Origin of the sequence: Mycobacterium liflandii (genome assembly GCF_022354805.1) — a bacterium.
Lineage (GTDB): Bacteria > Actinomycetota > Actinomycetes > Mycobacteriales > Mycobacteriaceae > Mycobacterium > Mycobacterium marinum.
In genome coordinates this window covers 5,272,758-5,293,962 of record NZ_CP023138.1, presented here as the reverse complement: position 1 = coordinate 5,293,962, position 21,205 = coordinate 5,272,758, and the positions used below count along the sequence as shown (strand labels likewise).

16 protein-coding genes and 3 pseudogenes are annotated in these 21,205 nt (G+C 65.8%); 11 read left to right on the top strand and 8 right to left on the bottom strand.

From position 1 onward, the window contains the following. The 4 genes and pseudogenes from CKW46_RS23460 to CKW46_RS23445 form a co-directional block, all read right to left on the bottom strand. A pseudogene (locus CKW46_RS23460) lies at window positions 1-888 on the bottom strand (beta-ketoacyl-[acyl-carrier-protein] synthase family protein); the annotation flags it as partial. After that, entirely contained in the window at window positions 885-1,340 is a 456-nt protein-coding gene (locus CKW46_RS23455; protein ID WP_482052468.1) for a MaoC family dehydratase, read from the bottom strand. The pseudogene CKW46_RS23460 and the gene CKW46_RS23455, both read right to left, overlap by 4 nt. Continuing rightward, window positions 1,337-1,765: a Zn-ribbon domain-containing OB-fold protein gene (locus CKW46_RS23450; protein ID WP_015356809.1), complete on the bottom strand. Its 429-nt coding sequence runs from the start codon at window positions 1,763-1,765 to the stop codon at window positions 1,337-1,339. The genes CKW46_RS23455 and CKW46_RS23450 overlap by 4 nt, the downstream gene beginning before the upstream one ends. Beyond that, the gene (locus CKW46_RS23445; protein WP_015356808.1) at window positions 1,765-2,313 is read right to left on the bottom strand and encodes an FAS1-like dehydratase domain-containing protein; all 549 of its coding nucleotides are present in this window, start codon (window positions 2,311-2,313) and stop codon (window positions 1,765-1,767) included. The genes CKW46_RS23450 and CKW46_RS23445 overlap by 1 nt, the downstream gene beginning before the upstream one ends. 279 nt (window positions 2,314-2,592) lie before the next feature. Here CKW46_RS23445 and CKW46_RS23440 point away from each other — a divergent pair. The 4 genes and pseudogenes from CKW46_RS23440 to CKW46_RS23425 all read left to right on the top strand — a co-directional run bounded on the left by CKW46_RS23440 (window position 2,593) and on the right by CKW46_RS23425 (window position 7,441). After that, window positions 2,593-4,060, top strand: a pseudogene (locus CKW46_RS23440) (aldehyde dehydrogenase family protein). Between the two features lie 181 nt (window positions 4,061-4,241). Further along, a complete protein-coding gene (locus CKW46_RS23435; RefSeq protein ID WP_012395814.1) occupies window positions 4,242-5,150 on the top strand; it encodes an alpha/beta fold hydrolase in 909 nt (302 codons plus the stop codon). Between the two features lie 75 nt (window positions 5,151-5,225). Beyond that, window positions 5,226-5,978 carry an esterase/lipase family protein gene (locus CKW46_RS23430; RefSeq protein WP_020726260.1) on the top strand — a complete coding sequence of 251 codons (753 nt, stop codon included), beginning with the start codon at window positions 5,226-5,228 and terminating at the stop codon, window positions 5,976-5,978. Between the two features lie 44 nt (window positions 5,979-6,022). Then, window positions 6,023-7,441 carry an acyl-CoA synthetase gene (locus tag CKW46_RS23425; RefSeq protein ID WP_482052467.1) on the top strand — a complete coding sequence of 473 codons (1,419 nt, stop codon included), beginning with the start codon at window positions 6,023-6,025 and terminating at the stop codon, window positions 7,439-7,441. A gap of 2 nt (window positions 7,442-7,443) precedes the next feature. Here the strand turns inward: CKW46_RS23425 and CKW46_RS23420 are convergent, their stop codons facing one another. Beyond that, window positions 7,444-8,709, bottom strand: a complete 1,266-nt coding sequence (locus CKW46_RS23420; protein WP_117437523.1) for an Rv1453 family transcriptional regulator — start codon at window positions 8,707-8,709, stop codon at window positions 7,444-7,446. A 326-nt stretch (window positions 8,710-9,035) separates the two neighbouring features. On the opposite strand from CKW46_RS23420, the pseudogene CKW46_RS23415 reads away from it, so the two are divergent. The 3 genes and pseudogenes from CKW46_RS23415 to CKW46_RS23405 all read left to right on the top strand — a co-directional run bounded on the left by CKW46_RS23415 (window position 9,036) and on the right by CKW46_RS23405 (window position 12,314). Continuing rightward, window positions 9,036-10,239, top strand: a pseudogene (locus tag CKW46_RS23415) (ISAs1-like element IS2404/ISMul1 family transposase). A 557-nt stretch (window positions 10,240-10,796) separates the two neighbouring features. Next, window positions 10,797-11,093, top strand: a complete 297-nt coding sequence (locus CKW46_RS23410) for a PE family protein (RefSeq protein WP_015356803.1) — start codon at window positions 10,797-10,799, stop codon at window positions 11,091-11,093. 39 nt (window positions 11,094-11,132) lie between these two features. Then, a complete protein-coding gene (locus CKW46_RS23405; RefSeq protein WP_482052466.1) occupies window positions 11,133-12,314 on the top strand; it encodes a PPE family protein in 1,182 nt (393 codons plus the stop codon). Window positions 12,315-12,470: 156 nt separating this feature from the next. Here the strand turns inward: CKW46_RS23405 and CKW46_RS23400 are convergent, their stop codons facing one another. Beyond that, window positions 12,471-12,878, bottom strand: coding sequence for a hypothetical protein (locus CKW46_RS23400; RefSeq protein WP_252872300.1), 408 nt, complete (start codon window positions 12,876-12,878; stop codon window positions 12,471-12,473). A gap of 655 nt (window positions 12,879-13,533) precedes the next feature. Here CKW46_RS23400 and CKW46_RS23395 point away from each other — a divergent pair. Further along, window positions 13,534-14,817, top strand: coding sequence for an MFS transporter (locus tag CKW46_RS23395; RefSeq protein WP_015356800.1), 1,284 nt, complete (start codon window positions 13,534-13,536; stop codon window positions 14,815-14,817). Between the two features lie 870 nt (window positions 14,818-15,687). Further along, entirely contained in the window at window positions 15,688-16,188 is a 501-nt protein-coding gene (locus CKW46_RS23390) for a MarR family winged helix-turn-helix transcriptional regulator (protein ID WP_015356798.1), read from the top strand. 54 nt (window positions 16,189-16,242) lie between these two features. Here CKW46_RS23390 and dapD read toward each other — a convergent pair whose 3' ends face one another. Next, entirely contained in the window at window positions 16,243-17,187 is a 945-nt protein-coding gene (dapD, locus tag CKW46_RS23385) for a 2,3,4,5-tetrahydropyridine-2,6-dicarboxylate N-succinyltransferase (protein ID WP_020788272.1), read from the bottom strand. 122 nt (window positions 17,188-17,309) lie between these two features. Between dapD and dapE the strand changes: the two genes are divergently transcribed. Beyond that, window positions 17,310-18,374 carry a succinyl-diaminopimelate desuccinylase gene (gene dapE, locus CKW46_RS23380; protein WP_015356796.1) on the top strand — a complete coding sequence of 355 codons (1,065 nt, stop codon included), beginning with the start codon at window positions 17,310-17,312 and terminating at the stop codon, window positions 18,372-18,374. A gap of 27 nt (window positions 18,375-18,401) precedes the next feature. Here dapE and CKW46_RS23375 read toward each other — a convergent pair whose 3' ends face one another. After that, window positions 18,402-20,546 carry an AAA family ATPase gene (locus CKW46_RS23375; protein ID WP_482052465.1) on the bottom strand — a complete coding sequence of 715 codons (2,145 nt, stop codon included), beginning with the start codon at window positions 20,544-20,546 and terminating at the stop codon, window positions 18,402-18,404. 87 nt (window positions 20,547-20,633) lie between these two features. Here CKW46_RS23375 and log point away from each other — a divergent pair, with 87 nt between their 5' ends. Beyond that, window positions 20,634-21,197, top strand: coding sequence for a cytokinin riboside 5'-monophosphate phosphoribohydrolase (gene log / locus CKW46_RS23370; protein ID WP_011739201.1), 564 nt, complete (start codon window positions 20,634-20,636; stop codon window positions 21,195-21,197). Window positions 21,198-21,205 lie beyond the last annotated feature (8 nt).

The following is a 21,205-nucleotide window of genomic DNA, read 5'->3' as shown; positions in this document are numbered from 1 at the left end:
GGTGAAATGGTCGTAGATGAACGCGGTTTGAATGTCGGCAGGCTTGAGGCCCGAATCGCGCCACAGACGCTTGGCCACCACTCCCATCTCCGGTAGTCCGGTGATGTCCTCGCGGTAGTAGCTAGTCATCATCTCGCCCTCGGCGGCCGCCCCCTGGGCGGCCGCGGTGATGACCGCCGCCGGCTGGCGCAGATCCCGCGCCCGCTCGGTACTCGTCACGACCAGAGCGACGCCGCCATCGCTTTCCTGGTAGCAGTCCAGCAGGCGCAGTACGGGTTCGATGATCCAGCGCGAATTCTGATGGTCGGCCAGCGTGATCGGGCGCTGGTAGAACCAGGCGTCGGGGTTGCGTGCCGCATGGGCACGGTCGACGACGGCGATCCGGCCGAAGTCCTCGTTGGTGACTCCATAAGTCGACATGTAGCGCTGTGCGTGCAGCGCGACCCATGCTGCGGGAGTCAGCAGTCCAAAGGGCGCATAATGGGCCATGAAGAGCGGGGTTTCGGTGCTGGTGCGCCCGCTACCCCCGAACCGCATGCCGGAACGTTCGTTGAACGCGCGATAACACACCACCACCTCGGCGACCCCGGTGGCCACCGCCATCGCGGCGTGTGCCACGGTCCCGGCCGCGGCGCCGCCGCCGTGCGGTACCCGGCTGAAGAAGTTGAGGTCACCGATACCCACATTGCGTGCGACATCGATCTCGTCGCTGGCGTCCATCGTGAACGTGACCATGCCGTCGACCTCGCCGGGTGTCACCCCGGCATCGTCAAGGGCTGCGCTGACCGTCTCGCACGCCAGCTGCAACTCGCTGCGCCCGGACTCCTTGGAGAACTCGGTCTGGCCAATTCCCACGATCGCTGCGGCACCGGCCAGCGGGGCAGTCACGGCTGGGCCTCAGCGAGGAGGCTGAGCACCGCGGTTCCGGAAACGTGATTGCCAAGGCTGTTGGCGCCCTGGAAAGTGACTTCAACGAAGTTTTCCCCGTCTTTACCGGTCGACTTGCCGGTTACGCTGCCGGTGAAGTGCAGCGGGTCATCCGGAAAGCAGGGCACGCCAAGGCGAATCGACAGTTTCTTGACCATCGCTTCTGGTCCGGCCCAGTCGGTGAGGAAACGCACGCAAAGCCCGTTGGTGGTCAGGATGTTCATGAACAGATTCGGCGAGCCTTGCTTGTTGGCGTAGTCGCGGTCGTGATGTACCGGCATGAAATCCCGTGACGCGATTGCCCCCGCGACGATCACCGTTGTGGTGATCGGGATCTCCAACGCAGTCACCGCGTCGCCGACGGCGATGTCGTTCCATCCAAGGGTCTGGTAGCGGCCGGTGGTAGTGGTCATCGAACTGCCTCCGAGTCAAGGGCGACGGGCTGGAATTGATGCAGCACAAAGCTTCCGTCTGGCCCATCGAAGTCTTGGTAGAACACCTCGACCGCCATCCCGACCGTGACGTCAGCCGGATCGATGCCACACAGGTTCGAAACCAGCCGGACGCCCTCATCGAGTTCGACCAGCACGACGATGTAGGGGTAATCGAAGAACGGAAACCTCGGTTGGTGGGGCATCACGAAGCTGTAGACGGTGCCGAGGCCCCCAGACTCGACGGTATCCCAGTGCAGACAGCGGCATTTGGGGCACATGGGGCGTGGCGGGTGACGTAGTTCCCCGCATTCGGCGCAGCGTTGGATCAGCAGTTTGTGCTCGCGCAGCCCGTGCCAGAAGAACTCGGTGTCCGGGCTGATTGCCGGCGCCAGTCGGGAGGCCATCAGCGTTGGGGCCTGAATCGCAGCACCCGGAACCGCTGCCGCCCGAGCGCCTCCCCGTGCTGGTCGACATAGGTGGTGACCCAGGTGAGGAAGAAGCCGGTTCCCAGTGCCGTCTTCTTCTCCTCGGAGACCTCCTCATAGACCGTCGTCGCGCTGATCAGGTCGCCCAGGCGTGGGTAGCGCTCGATCTCGAACTCCGAGTTCACCGCCACCGTACTGGTGTAGCCGGCCTCGTCGAGGAACGCGGTTGGGTTGGTCTTGATCTCAACGGGGGCGCCGCCACGCTCCCGAATCCCTTCCAGCTTCGGTGCCGGCATTGTCCACGTCTGCAACATGACCGGCGGTGAAACGATGCCGCCAAACCTGGATGCGGCCGCGAATTCCGGATCGAGGTAGACGGGATTCATGTCGTCGAGCGCATGCGCCCAGTGCCGAATCATCGGCTGGTTCACCGGATCCGGTGCCACTGAGGGCCGTCCCGTTCCACCTGTCGGCTGTCCGACGAGTGAGCGCAGTCTGGCGAGAAACTCGGTTTCGGAGTCAGTCACCCGGTTGTCCTCCTGACTTGTTGACGCGTCAGAACGGCGTCTGGTCATCGGGCGGGTCGCCGTACCCACGCCACCCGGTACCTCCCTGATCGCCGCTGATCGGACACATCTGCGCAATATGTCTGCTGAGTCGTGTCTACTCCCGGGCCCGGCGGCGTGTCAATGCATCTGCAAATCATCGAATTTGGTGGCGATTCATCCTGGGAGGTCATTGACGCCTGAACGCCCGCGGTGTACACCAAGTGCGTATATGACCGACGCCTACGGGTTAGGAATCAGATGGCTGAGCGGGCACTTCCGGAATCCCTGGTCGATACGTATCAGCTCTATATCGACGGGCGTTGGGTCGAACCGGAAAACGGCCGCTACGACGATGTGTCACCGTCGACGGGGATGGTCATCGCGACCGCACCCGATGCGAGCGTCAGCCAGGTAGGCGATGCGGTTGATGCCGCGCGTCGCGCATTCGACGCGGGCCCGTGGCCGGCCATGTCCCACCAGGAGCGCGGCCATTGCCTTGCCCAGTTGGGCGCCGCGCTGCAGGACTACGCCGACGCGTATTTTGCGCTGTCTCAGGTCGAATGGGGCTGCACGGCCAACGAGCGGCGGTTGCAGATCGACGCTTCGGCCAGCGCGGCCCGGCGTGCGGGTCATCTTGCGGGCACACTTGGCGATCAGCCCATTCAGTCAGCGTCCGGCGCCGCGGTGCTGTGCCATGAGCCGCTCGGTGTCGTGTCGATCCTGACGCCTTGGAACTTCCCGCACAGCCTCAACGTCATGAAATTGAGCCGGGCGCTGGCCGGCGGCAATACCGTCGTGCTCAAACCGTCCCCGCTCACGCCGCTCGCGGGCCTGGCGCTGGCCCGAATCATCCACGAGCACACCGATATCCCACCCGGGGTGGTCAACGTCGTCACGCCCGGCGGCATCGAGGCCAGCAAGGTGCTGGCCGTCGACCCCCGTATCGACATGGTCAGTTTCACCGGGAGTTCGGCGGTCGGTCGCGAGGTGATGGCCGCGGCGGCCGGCACGATGAAACGCGTCTTGCTCGAGTGTGGCGGGAAGTCGGCCAGCATTGTCTTGGACGACGCCGAGTGCAGTGACGAACTCCTGGCGCGAATGTTGTTCGAATCCTGCTTGCTGCATGCCGGGCAGGCCTGCATCTTGCACAGTCGGCTGCTGCTACCCGAGGCGATGCACGATGAGATCGTTGACCGGCTCGTCGCGCTGGCCCGTGCGGTCCGGGTGGGTGATCCCGCCGATCCGGATGTGCAGATGGGGCCGCTGATCAGCGCCGCTCAGCGCAGCCGGGTCGAGGACCAGGTAGCCCGCGCGCTGCGGGATGGGGCCACGCTGGCCGCCGGTGGCAGGCGACCGGCCACGCCGGAGGCAGGTTTCTACTACGAGCCGACGATCCTTACCAGGCGTCACACCAGACGCCCACATCGCCCAAAACGAAGTTTTCGGGCCGGTGTTGAGCGTGCTGCGCTACCGCGACGACGACGACGCCGTGGCGATCGCCAACAATTCGCAGTATGGCCTGTCTGGCGCCGTGTGGGGTGGCGACGCTGACCGCGCCGTCAGGGTCGCCCGCCGGATCCGGACCGGCCAGATCGCGGTCAACGGCTTCGGTCCTGGTGACGCGCCGTTCGGCGGCTTCAAGCAGAGCGGCCTGGGGCGGGAGGGCGGCGGAATTGCCGGGCTGCACCAGTACATGGAGCCCAAGGCCATCGGCATGCCTGGCTGACCTGCGGCGGCCAGCGTCACGCCAGCGTGGCCGTGGGAAACGACCGCCACGCTGGCGTGACGCTCGGACAAGGGGGCTCGGTGCTCAGCGTCAGCGCGCTTGATAGGCATTCGTTATCGAATTGTTGCATGCCCTACCAAAAAGGTGCATCGGCGCGTCATCGCATGCGATGCTGCTGGGCATGGCCGTCGCTATCGCCCGACCCAAGCTCGAGGGAAACATCGCCGTCGGCGAAGACCGTCAGATCGGATTTGCCGAGTTCGGAGCGCCGCAAGGGCGTGCGGTGTTCTGGTTCCACGGCACTCCGGGCGCCCGCCGGCAGATACCAACCGAGGCGCGGGTCTACGCCGAACACCACGACGTGCGCCTGATCGGCGTCGATCGTCCCGGCATCGGCTCGTCCACACCCCACCAGTACGGGACCGTCTCGGCCTTTGCCGACGACCTGCGGACCATCGCCGACACGCTGGGGATCGACAAAATGGCGGTCGTCGGCTTGTCCGGGGGCGGCCCCTACACCCTAGCCTGTGCTGCCGGTCTGCCGGACCGGGTAGTGGCAGCGGGGGTGCTCGGCGGGGTGGCGCCGACCCGCGGACCGGATGCGATCAGTGGCGGCCTGATGGACCTGGGTCGACGAGTGGCGCCGCTACTGAGAGTCGGTGGGAGCCCGCTACGGCTGAGCGCCAGCGTGCTGATCCGGATGGCTCGCCCGGTGGCTTCCCCGGCCCTGGATGTCTATGGGCTGATGTCGCCGCAAGCGGACCGGCATCTACTCGCCCGGCCGGAGTTCAAGGCCATGTTTCTTGACGATCTGCTCAACGGAAGCCGCAAACAGCTGGCCGCACCGTTCAACGACGTGATCGTTTTCGCCCGCGACTGGGGATTCCGGCTCGAGGACGTGTCGGTACCGGTCCGTTGGTGGCACGGTGACCACGATCACATCATCCCGTTCTCCCATGGTGAGCACGTCGTTTCGCGACTGCCCAATGCAGAGTTGTTCCACTTACCGGGCGAAAGTCATCTCGCCGGGCTGGGGCGCGGCGAGGAAATCCTGGCTACGCTAATGAAGATTTGGGATGAGGAGGCTTGATCGATGTCTGTGGCTGCTGAGGCTGTGGAATTCCCCACTGCCGCCCCCCACGTTGTCTCCGCGGGCGCCCCGAAAATGGGGCTCTATCTCAGCGACATCCCCCGCGCGGTGGCCGAGTACGGGCAGCTGGTTTCGCTGTTCCCACTGCAGAAGGCGTTGCCGGTCGGTGACGGGCACCCGGTCTTGGTGTTGCCCGGCTTGTTGGCCGGTGACGGCTCCACCTGGACACTGCGGTGGCTGCTGGGCCGCCTCGGTTACCGGGCGTATGGCTGGCGGCTGGGCCTCAACATCGGCCCAACCAGCAAGGTTGTGGACGGGATGAGCGCGCGCCTGGAGGCGCTGCACACCCGCTACAACACACCCGTCAGTCTGGTCGGTTGGAGTCTGGGCGGGATCTTCGCGCGCACCCTGGCGCGGCGTCACCCCGAGGCGGTACGTCAAGTGATCACCCTTGGCAGCCCGTTCCGGATGCAAGACGAATCCCAATCTCGGGCCGCGCGGCACTTCAGGATCTTCCAGCGCCTGCACGCCGAGCGACACGAGTTGCCGTTGCCGGCCGAAGCCGAACCGCTTCCGGTGCCCAGCACCGCGATCTATTCGCGCTACGACGGCATGGTCGCCTGGCAGACCTGCCTCGACACGCCGTCGGAACGTGCGGAAAACATCGCCGTGCTGAGCAGCCACATCGGCTACGGTCATCACCCGGCCACGGTCTGGGCCATCGCGGATCGGTTGGCCCAGCCGGTGGATACCTGGGCCCCGTTCCGGCCCCCGACGGTGTTGCGGCCGCTGTTTCCCCGGCCACATACTCTGCACGCCGCGAGCTAGCCTGCGTTGAGACCGCGGCCGGTGCCACGGGTAGCCTCGCTGACGTGCTGCTGGCCTCACTGAACCCCGCCGCCGTATCGGCTGACGACATCGCCGACGCGGTTCGTATCGACGGCGTCGACCTCAACCGCAGCGATCTGCTCGGCGCCGCAACAGCGGTGGCGGAGCGTATCGCTGGCGCGCATCGGGTTGCCGTACTGGCAACGCCCACCGTATCGACGGTGCTGGCGGTCACCGGATGCTTGATCGCCGGGGTGCCCGTGGTCCCGGTGCCGGCCGATGTCGGTGTGGCCGAACGCCGCCACATGCTGGCCGACTCCGGCGCCGTGGCCTGGCTGGGCCCGGCGCCCGCCCAGGACGCGGAGCCCGACGGACTGCCGCAGATACCGGTGCGTCTGCACGCACGATCATGGCACCGCTACCCCGAGCCGCCGCCGGACTCGGTTGCGATGGTGATCTACACCTCGGGCACCACGGGGCTGCCCAAGGGCGTGCAGCTGAGCCGGCGGGCGATTGCAGCCGACTTGGACGCGCTGGCCCAGGCCTGGCAATGGAATGCAGAAGACGTCTTGGTGCATGGCTTGCCGCTCTACCATGTGCACGGTCTGGTACTCGGCTTGCTGGGATCGCTGCGAGTTGGAAATCGCTTCGTGCACACCGGAAAGCCGACGGCGGCGGGATACGCGCAAGCAGGCGGAACCCTGTATTTCGGGGTGCCCACGGTCTGGTCGCGGGTGGCTGCGGACCGGGCGGCCGCCGAGGCGCTACGGCCGGCTCGGCTATTGGTTTCTGGCAGCGCGGCCTTGCCGGTCCCGGTGTTCGATCAGCTGGTGCACCTCGCCGGGCACCGCCCTATCGAGCGCTATGGCTCTTCGGAATCGCTGATCACCCTGTCTACCCGGGCTGACGGCGAGCGCCGCGCGGGCTGGGTGGGCCTGCCGCTGGCCGGAGTGCAGACCCGGCTGGTCGATGATCACGGCAACCCGGTCCCGCATGACGGGGAAACCGTTGGGAAGCTGCAGGTTCGGGGCTCGACACTGTTCGATGGCTACCTGAATCGGCCTGAGGCCACGGCTGAGGCGTTCGATGCCGACGGCTGGTATCGCACCGGCGACGTTGCGGTCGTTGACGACGGTGGCATGCATCGCATCGTCGGCCGTGAGTCGGTTGATTTGATCAAGTCTGGTGGCTACCGTATCGGCGCCGGGGAGATCGAGACGGTGCTACTGGGGCATCCGGAGGTTCAAGAGGCAGCTGTCGTCGGATTGCCTGACGAGGATTTGGGCCAGCGGATCGTGGCCTACATCGTGGGTTCGGACCGTATCGATCCCGACGTATTGATCGATTTTGTCGCGCAACAGCTTTCGGTCCACAAACGGCCACGCGAGGTGCGGATTGTGGAGTCGTTGCCGCGCAACGCGCTGGGCAAGGTGCTCAAGAAGCAGCTGTTGTCAGAGGGCTGAGCCTAGGCCGGCACTTCGTCGTCTTGGCTGGTGGGGGTGGGGAGCTTGGCGATGTTGTCGCCACGCCACTGCAGTGCTTCCAGAGCGACAGCGACGTGGACGGAGGTATGGGCCAGCGGTCGCGGCAAGAGTCGTTGTGCGGCTTCAATTCTGCGCAATAGCGTGTTGCGGTGGGTGTAGAGGCGCTTTGCGGCGCGGGAAGCGTTGCATTGCTCGTTGATGAACATCAGCAACGTGGCCTGAAGTTCGGGAGCCGCCGATTCCAGTTCACCGAGCGTGCTCGTGATGAATTCGTCAGCGGCTTGCGGATTTTGGGTGATCAGGGCGACGATCTGGACGTCCGAGAAAAAGGCCACCCGTTGGTCGGATTTCAGTCGCGCCAGGGTGCGTTGTGTGGTGAGCGCCTCGAGGTGGCTGCGCCGAAAGCCCTCGATTCCACTTGCCTTGGTGCCGATGGCAATTCGGGCATCCGATGCGTTGTCCACCGCCTGCTCGATCGTATCGATGTCGAGGTTGGTGGCCTCGGCCAACCACACCCAACGGGTAGCCGCGTTGGCGACCACGGTCAGATCTTGCGACGATCCCACGGCGTGACAAAACGCGTCGGCAGCTCTATCCAGATTGCTGTGGTCGCCGTCGAAGTCGTCGCTCCAGATGATGGCGGCGGTGTGGGCTCGAATAAGGGAGTAGCCCAACCGTGTCTCGGCGCGCTCGCGGCTGATAGGGGCGCCTTCTAGCAGGTGGCCCACCACTTCCAGGCGGTCGGCATGGTTGCCGCGGGTCAGCTCGTCGTGTTCCAGTTGCACTTGTGCGGCGATGCCGGCCATCGTGGCCTCGATGAACTCATTGACAGACTTGGCGGAAACGTCGAGCAGCTCGCGCAGTTCCTGCGGATCGGAAGTGAGATCGAAAGCGATGTTGATCCAGAGCCGCCAGGCGATGTATTGGCCGATCCGATATATGTCCAGCGTCAGGGTCTCCAGCCCGCGACGCACTAGATCGCGGGCCATGCGCAACGGCTCCCCGCCGAGATTGGCCGGCACCGGTGCGCCGGGATGACGCACGTTGGCCGCCGCCCAGTGCACCAGATTGGCGCGGTTGGCTCGTTTGACCACCTTTGCCAGCACCGGATCGTTGGCGATGGTCGGGTTGGCCGATACCGTTTCCCGGTCCAGTTCCTCGATCCATTCCGGTCCCGCGTTGAGTGCCCTGCGGGCTCCCTCCCGGATCAGTTCGCGTATCCGGGACGAGGGTCGTTGCCAGGGCACGTGCCGATCCTAGTCACGGCGGCGGTGGGGCGCACTGCATGTCCTCGAGTGTTCGAGTGGAATTAACGCGTTGCGTCCCAAGCGCACTCAGGCCGGTGAGGGCGCGGTCACAGCAGAGGGTCTGATGTTAGCTGTCTCACTGACTGGGGCGGGTCGCCACCGCGGTCGGCTTTGGGCCGGGGGCAGGGCTCCGGCGTTGTTGATTAGCAGGCTTGTGAGCTGGGTTGATGATCTTTGGTGCCGCGCTATTGGGGCCGGAGTGTAGGCACGGGCTATCTGGAGAACGATCGAGTTGGTTACTGTTCGTCGTTGGTCTGGAGTTGCCCGTGCCTACCGTTTCAGTATTGCCTGTGTCGTCGGTTCCAGAGGTGTTCGACCGCTGGAGTCCTGGTGAGCGCAGCGAGCTCATCGGATCGGAGTTTCTCGATGTGTTGGCCTCGGTGCCAGACCCGAGGGACCCACGCGGTCGGAGGTATTCGCTGATGGCTTTGTTGGCGATCGCGGTTCTGGCCACTGCCGCGGGGATGTGCGGCTATGCTGGTTTTGCTACATGGGCGGCCACCGCTCCCGATGATGTGTTGGCCTAATTAGGGGTCCGGTTCCGGCGGCCCAGTGAGAAGACCTTCCGCGCTGTTTTGTCTCGGCTAGACCCCGCCGACCTCAACGCCAGGATGGGCAGTTACTTCACTGCACACGTGGCCAGCAGCGACCCCAGTGGATTGGTGCCGATCGCGTTGGACGGCAAGATGCTGCGTGGTGCCTTTACGCGCCAAAGCGACAGCCACGCATCTCGTGTCGGTGTTCGCCCACCGTGCCCGATTGGTGCTCGGTCAACTCGCTGTCGCCGAGAAAAGCAATGAAATTCCCTGCGTACGTGCCCTGCTCACGCTGCTGCCGGGTAGCTTGCGGTGGCTGGTCACCGTGGATGCGATGCATACCCAGGTCGTCACCGCGAAGTTGATCTGCGCCACCTTGAAGTCGCACTACCTGATGATCGTCAAGTCCAACCAAGCCAAAATACTTGCGCGTATCACCGCGCTGCCCTGGGCCGAGGTGCCCACAGCCGCTACCGACGACTCCCGCGGCCACGGCCGTGTCGAGACCCGCACCCTGCAAATCATCACCGCTGCACGAGGAATCGGCTTCCCCTACGCAAAACAAATCATCCGGATCACTCGTGAACGCTTGATCACCGCCACCGACCAGCGCAGCGTGGAGGTGGTCTATGCCATCTGCAGCCTGCCGTTCGAGCACGCCCGCCCTACCGCGATCATGACCTGGATGCGTCAACACTGGGGAATCGAGAACAGCCTGCACTGGATACGCGACGTCACCTTCGACGAAGACCGTCAAAGGGCACATACCGGAAACGGCGCACAGGTCCTAGCAACGCTACGCAACACCGCGATCAATCTGCACCGCCTCAACGGCGCCGACAACATCGCCGAAGCCTGCCGGATCACCGCTTTGACCGCCAACCGCCGCCTAGACCTCCTCAATCCACAATTCCCCAGCTCACAAGCCTGCTAATCAACAACGCCGGAGCCCTGCTACGTGAATGATATGGAAACAATTGGTGAACAAATAGAAACCTGGTCGGGTTGGTGCGTTTGAGTTGAGCGTCTGGGACGTAATTCCTTTTGCTGGTTGGGCTGTTGCTGCAATCGCGGCGCCTGGCGAGCGCTGGTAGACCCCGCCGTCGCCGCGGGCTAGTGGCCAACGGGGCAGCCCGGTACACCCCCGAATTCTTGTTCGTCGACCTGATAGACCCCTGCGTGGTGCGCAACCTCGTTGCGCCGGCCGAACCCCTGGTGTGACCTTCCACTCGATAGCTGTGTGCAATTTGCACCGCGCGCAACGGTGAATTGAGAACAATTCACCTCCGGCCCGACGGGCGGGTGCATTGTGCACCTTCGGTCCGCACTGTTCGGGGGAATGTACCTATTCCGGGCGCCGCAAGTTGGCAAGCATTGTCGTCAGTTCGTTACCGCCAACCCCCATCCAGTGGCGGAGGACGGGAGCCAACGCCGGCTCAGCGATAACCCGTACCGCCGGGCCAACACCCGGCTCCACGAGGAGGTAAGCACGTGTCTTCTGTTACGGCTCGACCCGAAGCGTTGGCTGCGGCGGCAGGCACCTTGGGGTCTATCGGAGCGGCATTGAGCGCCGGGAATGCCGCCGCCGCTCCAATGACCGGGGTGTTGCCGCCGGCCGCCGATGAGGTTTCCGAACTGCTTGCGACGCAGTTTGCGACGCATGCGGCGATGTACCAGATGGTGAGCGCGAAGGCGGCCGCGATTCACGAGCATTTCGCGGCCACGTTGGCGACCAGTGCCGCCTCGTACCTGAGCACCGAAACCGCCAACGCCGTGGCATCTCAATAGACCTGACCTGACGACATTCGAGGAGAGGGACAGACATTGATGGATTTCGGTTCGCTACCACCGGAGATCAATTCCGCCAAGATGTGGGCCGGCGCGGGTTCGGGCTCGATCCTGGTCGCCGCTGAGGCGTGGGACAGCGTGGCCGTCGATCTGTACAGCGCCGCGTCCTCCTGCCAATCGGTGATCTGGGGGCTGGCGTTTGGGCAGTGGGTGGGCGCGTCGGCAAGTTTGATGGGGGCCGCCGCCGCGCCATATGTCGCGTGGCTCGGTGCCACCGCCACGCAGGCCGAACTCGCGGCCAACCAGGCCAGGGGAGCGGCGGTGGCCTACGAGTCCGCGTTCGCGGCCACGGTGCCCCCGGCGTTGATCCTCGAAAACCGCCTTCAATTGGTCACGCTGATCGCAACCAATATCTTCGGCCAGAACACCCCGGCGATCGCGACTACCGAGGCTGAGTACGGCGAGATGTGGGCCCAGGACGCCGCCGCGATGTATGGCTACGCGGGTTCGGCCGCGATGCTAGCCGAGACGCTGACGCCGTTTGAAGAGGCTCCGGAAGTTGCCAACGCTGGTGGGCTCGTCAACCAGACCGCCGCCGTCGGTCAGGCCATCGATTCCGCCGCGGCCGGCCAGCTGATGTCCAACGTTCCCCAAGCCCTGCAACAGCTCGCCGCGCCTGCTCCGCAAGGGGCGTCGACCGCGACCGCACCGAAGTCGCTGCTTCAAAGCGTTACTTCGAGCTTTTCCTTGTCGAACCTCAGCACCATCGTGGGGATGGAAAACACCCACTTGTCGATGGCGAACTCAGGCGCATCGATCTTCAAGACCATGGGCGATAGCGTCAAGGGTTTCATTCCTTCGGCTAGCAAGGCTGCCGAAACCGCGGTCGAACACGCGGCTAGGAACGCGGTGTCGATGGTTGGCGGGGGAGGTCCCGCGGGGATCGGGGGTTGGGCGCCACAGGGCGGCGTAGGCCAGGCGCTGTCGGTTGGCGGACTGAAGGTGCCGCAGGCATGGGCCGAAGCAAACCAGTCGGTTGTCCCGGCGGCCCGGGCGTTGCCGATCTCGCCGGTAACCGGTGCTGTTGAGGGCGCTCACGGGGCCCCGCTGCCCGGCATGCCATTTGGGCAGTTGGCCGGCAACGGGGGCAACGGCGTTAGCGGTGTGCTGCGAGGCACGCCCAAGGCCTATGTGATGCCACGCCCTCCAGCCGCGGGATAGTGCCGATGGCGGGTTCGTGATGTGCCGGCTGCCGGCGAACATTGCGGCCCTGCCGGCTTGGCGGCCTATGTCGGGATGGTCACCCGGCCGGCCAACGGGGTCTGCCCCCGGCCATTAAGCGATGGTCGGGGGCAGTGTGCCAGTTAGATCAAAGGACTAGGGGGCAAGCGCCCAGACCGGGTGGGCGGCAGACCAAACGGGGTGGGTCACGTCATTGCCGTAGTGGTAGATCGGGTGGTTCTGCGGCGACAACTCGCGCCACTGGCCTTCGCCTTCGCGCCAGGGTCCTTCGCCTTCGCGCCAGGGGCCTTCACCCAGTCGCCACGGGCCTTCGCCAGGGCGTAGCGGGCCTTCGCCCGGGCGCAGCGGGCCTTCGCCGGGACACAGCGGGCCCTCGCCCGGGTGCACGAGACTCGCGCCGGGGTGGATTTGTCCTCCGCCGGGGTGTATCGGCCCCAGGTTCCCGGGGGCAGCGGAGGCGATGGCCGGTCCCACCAGTACCCCTGCAAAAGAGAGGCCCAGGGCGCACAGGACACCCGCCGACAGGGTGCGAATTCTCAACATTTCCCACTCCTTTCCGGGCTGGGGTGTTTGGCTCAACGGAGCCCGTGTTGTCGACACCGAAGAACTCGGGCCCAATGGCTGCATCGCCGTGTTGAGGTCACCGCCAACCCGATGATCGTCATATGTGGTTGACAATCTGAGAGTAAGACCGTTTTCCATCATTGTCAACTGTGATTGACAAGGTGGTTGGTCGGTCGGCGAATCATGCGGCGTCGGGTGTCGCCGACGGTGTGGTGGCGGACCCGCCCGCGTCATTTGGATTCGAGTCGTAACAGGCTAGGGGGCAACGGAATTCCGGAGGGTCGGGAAGTTTGCGGGTGGCGCTTGGTGCGGCTCGAGCCGCCGGTTGGCGGACGCCCGGGTGTGGAATCGGGCGCGAGCACACCCGCTGATCGACCGGGATTCGAATCTTGGTGAGCGCAGCTAATTAACAAGGGGGGTAGGGCATTTCGGGTCGGGATGCGTGACGAGCTGCGGCGCGAGCTGGTGTCGCGGGCGCATACCGTCCAGCATGTTGGCAGTAAACTCACGGCGTGAGAACGGATTAAGCCCCTAGTCGCGGCATATCGTCGTCGCTGTGTACGCAACTGTGGATGCAGCTGGCCTCGCGACGGCCGGCGGCGGGACCGGTGACCCCAGCTCGGGAGCAACACCCATGAGTCGGGTCGCCCTCGCCTGTGTCGTCGGTTCAACAGTCGAGTACTACGACTTCTGCATTTACGGCACGGCTGCGGCGCTGGTCTTTCCGGCGGTCTTCTACCCCGGTCTCAGTCCAGCCCTGGCGACCATCGCATCGATGGGGACTTTTGCCACGGCGTTTCTGTCCCGGCCGCTCGGCGCGGCCGTCTTCGGGCATTTTGGGGACCGGCTGGGGCGTAAGAAGACTCTCGTTGCCACCCTTTTGATCATGGCCCTATCGACGGTGACGGTGGGGGTGGTGCCCAGCACGGCAACCATCGGGGTGTCCGCCCCGCTGATCCTGGTCGCCTTACGGTTGCTCCAGGGTTTTGCCGTCGGCGGCGAATGGGCTGGTTCGGCGCTGCTGAGTATCGAGTCCGCGCCAGCGCACAAGCGCGGGTACTACGGCATGTTCACCGTGCTCGGTGGCGGTGTTGCGCTTGTGGTGAGCGGTCTGACCTTTCTCGGGGTGAACTACACCATCGGAGAGAGCAGTTCGGCGTTTCTGCAGTGGGGCTGGCGTGTCCCTTTTCTGTTGAGCGCGCTACTGATCGCCTTCGCCCTGTACGTCCGCTTGGAGATCAACGAGACCCCGGTATTCGCTCGTGCGATGGCGCAGGCCGATGATCAGGAATCAACCGCCGCCGCGCGGGCACCGCTGGCGGCGGTGTTGTGCCGGCAACGCCGTGAGATGGTGCTGGCCGCGGGCGCCATGCTGGCGGCCTTCGGGTGCCTGTATCTGGCCAGCACCTTCCTGCCTTCCTACGCGCAACTGCACCTGGGGTATTCGCGAAACCTCGTCTTGCTGATCGGTGTGCTGGGCGGGCTGGTCTGCATCGGTTTTGTCGCACTTTCTGCCATTCTGTGCGATCGCTTCGGGCGCCGGCGCGTCATGCTGGTCGGCTGGGCAGTGGGCCTTTTCTGGTCGCCGCTGGTAATGCCGCTGATCGGCTCTGGCGATACCGTCGGGTTCACGGTGGCGCTGCTGGGGCTGTATGCCGTGGCCGCCAGTGGATTTGGGCCTGCAGCCTCGCTTATCCCGGAACTGTTCGCTACCCGCTACCGCTACACCGGCACGGCCCTGGCGCTCAACGTGGCGGGCATCGTTGGGGGCGCCGCGCCGCCATTGATCGCCGGTACCCTGCTGGCCAGCTATGGCAGCTCCGCGGTCGGCCTGATGATGACCGCACTGGTGGCCGCCAGCCTGCTGTGCACCTATCTGCTCCCCGAGACCGCCGGCGCCCCACTGACCGCCGCCTAGTTGCGGCGCCCGTCCCGGCGGCGCGGCGGGTGCTGGCCGTTGCCAAACACAACCCGGACCTTGGCGTGGACCACGGGATCGCGGGCCCGCCGGGCGCCGGTCTCCACTTCAATGAATTCGCCTGCAGGGTAAGCAGTTCGGTGGATCCGAGCGCCCCATGATGGTCGGCCGGCGCCAGTTCGAGTGGAGGTTGGAATGTCATGATGCCGTACGGGGTCATTTCACCGGCGGGGGAGGTGTCCGGAATCGGAATTGACGCTGATTAGCAAGCCCGCCAACGTCTTCACCATTCGCGGCAAAAGGTTCTGCCCCGGCCACTGGGGCTAGCAGTGACCGGGGCAGAACATCGATGCCGACTAGGCGGCAATTAGGGGGCCAGCGCCCAGACCGGGTGCGTGACAGACCAGACCGGGTGGGTCATGTCATCGCCGTAGTGGTAGATCGGGTGAGTGGGGGGAGGGACGGGATGCATCGGAACTCCCGGTTCCGGATGCATCGGGTCTCCCGGGGCGCCCGGACCTGGATGGGGCGCGGCGGCCGGCCCCGGGTGGACGGGGGCCGGGAGCGGGGCCTGGGCCCGGGTCCGCGAACGCCACTGCGGGTGCCACCACGGCTCCCGTCAGCGCTAAGCCAACTGCACACAGAACACCTGCCGACAAGGTGCGAATCTTTGACATTTCACTTTCCTTTCTGGGTGGCAGGGGCTTCCCCAACAAAGCTCGCGCTGTCGACGCTGAAGAACTCGGGCTTGTTGACATGGGTGGCCGGGAGAGCCGGTCGTTGCATGCCAGGTTGTGGAATCCTCACCACCTAACTGTCATCTATGGTTGACAATTTGAAGACTAGAGCCAATCGGCTAGATTGTCAACCATGGCTGACAGAAATGGCTACCGGTCGCCGCAAACACCGCTCTGCCAGGCGCTGCGGATTGCGTGGTGGAGCTACGTTCATCGGGTTGACACCGACATGGAGGCCGCGGGTTTCGAGCGGCGGCGCTTCTCCATGAACTATGTGTTCGCCCTTTATGCGCTGCCGGGACCTATGACGATATCGCAGATGGGCAGGCAGTTCGGCGTCAGCCGCCAGGCGGCCAGCAAGCTCGTCGCCGAGCTGCGCGATCGCGGCTACGTGCAGACCGCCCCGTCGCCGACGGACCAGCGTGAGAAGGTCGTGGAGCTGACGCCAAAGGCGATGGAGTACTTGGCCGCGCGTCAGCGTGCGGCTGCCGCACTCGACCGGGCGATCCAACAGCGTGTCGGTGCCGACGGAGTCGAGCAGTTGCACCAGATCCTCGACGCCGTCGGTGAAGCTGCCCGCGGGGCGGTGGAATTCGATCCCGCCAACCTCTATCGCGAGCCGGACCTGTGGTGATGGTGCGCAACCGCGCACCGCAACGGCATGCGCCTACCGGCCCATGCGGCCCCACTAATTGGCGTGCAGAACCTCGTTGAGTGCGATGCCCTGACCGTCGCGGGCCACCACCTCGACCGCGCCCGTCACCGAGTTGCGGCGGAACAGCAGGTTGCTGCTGCCGGACAGTTCGCGTGCCCTGACGGTGATGCCATCGGGTGTGGTGACCTTGGTGCCGGCCGTGACGTACAAGCCGGCTTCCACCACACAGTCGTCGCCCAGGGAGATGCCCAGCCCGGCGTTGGCGCCGAGCAGGCAGCGCTTGCCCATGGAAATGATTTGGGTCCCCCCACCGGAGAGCGTGCCCATGATCGAGGCCCCACCGCCGATATCGGAGCCGTCGCCGACCACCACGCCCGCGGAGATTCGGCCCTCGACCATGGAGGCGCCCAGGGTTCCGGCGTTGTAGTTGACGAAACCCTCATGCATCACGGTGGTGCCCGGCGCCAGGTGGGCGCCCAGTCGCACCCGGTCGGCATCGGCGATGCGCACGCCGCTGGGCATCACGTAGTCGACCATCCGGGGAAACTTGTCCACGCCGTAGACCGTCACCGCTCCGTGGCGGCGCAACCGTGCCCGCACTGCCTCGAAACCTTCGATTGCGCATGGTCCGCGATTAGTCCACACGACATTGGTCAATACGCCGAACAAGCCGCCGGCGTTCAGCCCGTGCGGCGCCACCAGACGATGCGACAACAGGTGCAGGCGAAGGTAGGCGTCGTACGCGTCGGCGGCGACATCGTCTAGCGAGCCGATGACGGTCCGGACCGCCACCACCTCGGTGCCGCGGTCGTCGTCGCCGCCTACCAATGCGGCCAGCTCCGCGGGAACGTCGGACAACGCCAGGCGTGATGTCGCGCTGGTACCTGACTCGGTCAACTCCGGCGCGGGAAACCAGGTGTCCAGGATCGATCCGTCGGAAGCCAGGGTTGCCAGTCCGATGCCTGCTGCTCCAGTCACGCCTCGACACGCTACTAGATGTGCTGACGCCCGCGAGCAGACGCAGAGTCGCACGCCGGCGCGGCCGCCGCGTGCGACTCTGCGTCTGCTCGGCGCGACGGCGGACCCACTAGGCTTGGTTCGTGCTGGACTTGCGCGGGGACCCGATCGACCTGACCGCTGCACTGATCGACATCCCCAGCGAATCTCGGGATGAGGCGCGCATCGCCGATGAGGTAGAGGCGGCGTTGCGTGCGCAGACATCGGGCTTCGAGATCATCCGCAACGGCAACGCGGTGCTTGCCCGGACCCGGCTGAACCGGCCCTCGCGGGTGCTGCTGGCCGGACATTTGGACACCGTGCCGGTGGCCGACAACTTGCCCAGCCGTCGCGCCGACGGGCAGCTGCACGGCTGTGGCGCGGCCGATATGAAGTCCGGTGACGCGGTGTTTCTGCATCTGGCGGCCACGGTGGCCGAACCGGTGCACGACCTGACGCTGGTGTTCTACGACTGTGAGGAAATCGAGGCGGCGGCAAACGGTTTGGGGCGCATCGAGCGGGAGCTCCCGGAGTGGCTGTCCGCAGATGTCGCCATCCTGGGAGAGCCCACGTCGGGCTACATAGAAGCCGGTTGCCAGGGCACGTTACGAGTGGTCATCAGCGCGACCGGGGCCCGCGCGCACTCGGCGCGTTCTTGGTTGGGGGACAACGCAATCCACAAGCTCAGTGCCGTGCTGGACCGGCTGGCGCGCTACCCGGCGCGCAGCGTCGACATCGACGGTTGCACATACCGAGAGGGTTTGTCGGCGGTACGCGTGGACGGTGGCGTGGCGGGCAACGTGATTCCGGACGCGGCTTCGGTAACGGTCAACTATCGCTTTGCCCCCGACCGGTCGGTTCCGGCCGCCCTGCAGCACGTGCGTGAGGTATTCGACGGGCTCGACGTGCAGATCGAGCAGACCGACGCGGCGGCGGGCGCGCTGCCGGGTCTGGCGCAACCCGCCGCCAAAGCACTGGTTGAGGCTGCCGGTGGGCAGGTCCGAGCGAAATACGGCTGGACGGATGTGTCCCGCTTCGCGGCTCTGGGCATCCCCGCGGTCAATTACGGCCCCGGGGACCCCAATCTGGCGCATTGCCGCGACGAGCGAGTGCCGGTCGCCACGATCACCACTGTGGCGGACACGTTGCGCCGCTACCTGAGCACCTAGCTCATCGAAGCCGCGTCCACCGTGCCGCTATCGGCCGCCGGCACGCTCGGCCTGCGCGGCGGCGTCGGCCGCCGCGGCGTGCATGCCGATCGCGGCCAACTCATCGGCCACCGACGCCAGCGCCCCAGCGTCGTTGTCGGCCAGCGCGCGGGCATGCCGAACAACGATATTGCCTACCTTGCAATCGATCTCGGCGGCCAGCCTGGTTACCGGAGCTAGCGCGCGAGTGTCGCCAAGCCGGACCGCGTCATGCCACACGCACAACGCCACCGTCGACTGCTTGCCCCGCTCAGCTGCCCTTGCCGCCTCGCGAGTATCGAACAGGGCACCGGCTTGGTCCCGGACGGTCGCCTTGGCCCAGGCGCGGGCCAGGCTCAGCTCGGGGGCAAACAACGCAGACTTCGTTGCGTGCCGAGTTTCAGCTCGCCGCAACGCTTTCGCTGTCTCGGCGATGTTGCCTTGCTGGGCGATGGCCGTCGCCAACAACATCAGCGACAGCGGGCCCCAGGAATAGCCGGTGCGTTCGAGTTCGGCCGCGGCGGGCTCGAGCATCGCAGCCGCAGCGCCGAATTCCCCCTTGACGATCAGCACGTGCGCGAGCAACACCTCGCCGATGGCGCGGCCCGGTTGTTGCAGCTCGGCGAAGTCGGTGAATCGCTGGGCCAGCTCCTGCGCCTGGGCCACCTCGCCCGCCATCAGCAGTGTGGTGATCTGGGCCAGTCCCACGGTGAACCGCAGCAAACCGGGATGTTCGGCCTCCGAAGCTCGTTGCGCCAGCTGCGGGACGTCGGCGAAGCGGCCCATCCGGGCCGAGGCCAATGCGGCGGCGCTGGCCGCCCAAGCGATCGCTGTGTCGTCGGCCGAAGGTTCGGCGAGCACCTCGGTGGCCAGCGTGATGGCCCGCGGCACGTTTCCGGAGTTCATGGCAAAGGTTGCCGTCAATGCATCGAGGGTGGTGCGCGCGGTCAGATCGGTGACTCGGTTGCGCGTCGTTTGCAGGAAGGCGGTGGCCCGCTCCGGCTCGCCGAGCATCCAGAACTGATTCGCCGCCTGCGGCACCGCCCAGGCCATCAGCTCCGCCTCGCTCAGCTGGCCGGGGTCCACGGCGGTGAGTACCTGGCCGGCCTCTCGGCCGCGGCCACGCCAGGCCAGCGCCTGGCCCAGCACCAGTCGGGCCTGAAGTCCCCCCGAACGATCCAGCGCGGCCTGGGCCAACCGCTCGGCCAGTGTCAGATCGCCGAGCCGTAAGGCCTGCTCGGCGGACTCGACGACGTCATCCACCGGCTGCAAAGCGTCGGTGTCCAAAGCCAGCGACGCCAGCCGGAGCCGATCGCTGAGGTGCTCGTTGGGGTGCTGAGACAGCAGGGTCACCAATTCGGTGCGGCGTTGTCGCGCACCGTCGTCGCCCAAAGCGACGCGAGCTCGTTTGGCGAACAAAGGATGTGCCGTGTAGACCACCGCAGGCTCGTCGGGTTCTCCGCGCACGCGGGTTTCCGCCGCGCCCAACTCCACTGCCTGCTGCACCGCCCCCTCTCCGGCCAGCACGGTGAGATCGGCCAGCGACAACGGCTCCTCGACGGTGAGATAGTCCAGCACCGCTCGGGCCGGCGCGGGCAGCTCGGCGATGAACTCGTCGACGTCGGCGGGCTCGGATTGCTTGGTCTTGCCGTCCGGCGGTGCGACATCGATCCGATCCAGCAGGTTGTCGGTCCACAGGGCCGCGATGGCTTCGGGCGCGACCTCGGCGCGGGCGGTGACGATCATCCGCGCCGCGCCGGCCAGCGCCAGCTGGTACACCAGCGTGGCCGACAGGATGTCCAGATCGTGGGCATCGTCGACGATGAGAAGGAGCTCGCCCTGGCGCACCTTGCGGCCCAACGACGCTCGGGCCGCTCGCAACAACGCGGCCGGCTTGCCCAGCTCGGCGATCTCCACCAAGTGGCTGAAGGCGCCGAACGGGACCGTGCGTTCGGTCGGGGTTCCGGTTACCCAGCGGATGACGGTGGCCGGGTGCCGTTGGGCGAAGTGCTCGGCGGCCAATCGCGCCAGGGTGGATTTTCCGACGCCGTCAGGTCCGAGGATGACGGCGCCGGGGCGCGCCAGGTCGCTCAACGCAACGTCCAACTGCTCCAAGGCTGCCGCGTGTTGGGGGACGTTCCATCGAATTGGCATTGCCCGGAGTTTATGGCGTCAAGGGTGCGCGTGGCGATAGGGCCCAAAGTTGTCCGGGGTGGGGGACGCTGGTCTACGTTTCGGTATGTGACCGCGAAAAGCGACGAACCCGGCCGTTGGACAGTGGCGGTGTACTGTGCAGCCGCGCCGACACATCCTGAGTTGTTGGAGCTCGCCGCCGCCGTCGGTGCGGCGATCGCCGCCCGGGGCTGGACGTTGGTGTGGGGCGGGGGCCACGTTTCGGCGATGGGGGCGGTCTCCTCGGCGGCGCGGGCGCACGGCGGCTGGACGGTCGGAGTGATTCCCAAGATGCTGGTGCATCGCGAGTTGGCTGACCATGACGCCGACGAGTTGGTCGTCACCGAAACGATGTGGGAGCGCAAGCAGGTCATGGAGGACCGCGCAAACGCGTTCATCACCCTGCCGGGCGGCGTCGGGACCCTCGACGAGCTGTTGGACGTGTGGACCGAGGGATACCTGGGCATGCACGACAAGAGCATCGTCGTGCTGGATCCCTGGGGCCACTTCGATGGGCTGCGCGCCTGGCTGTCCGAATTGGCCGATACCGGCTACGTCTCGCGGACAGCGATGGAGCGGTTGATCGTGGTGGATAACCTCGATGACGCGTTGCAGGCGTGCGCACCCGGCTGAGGCCTATT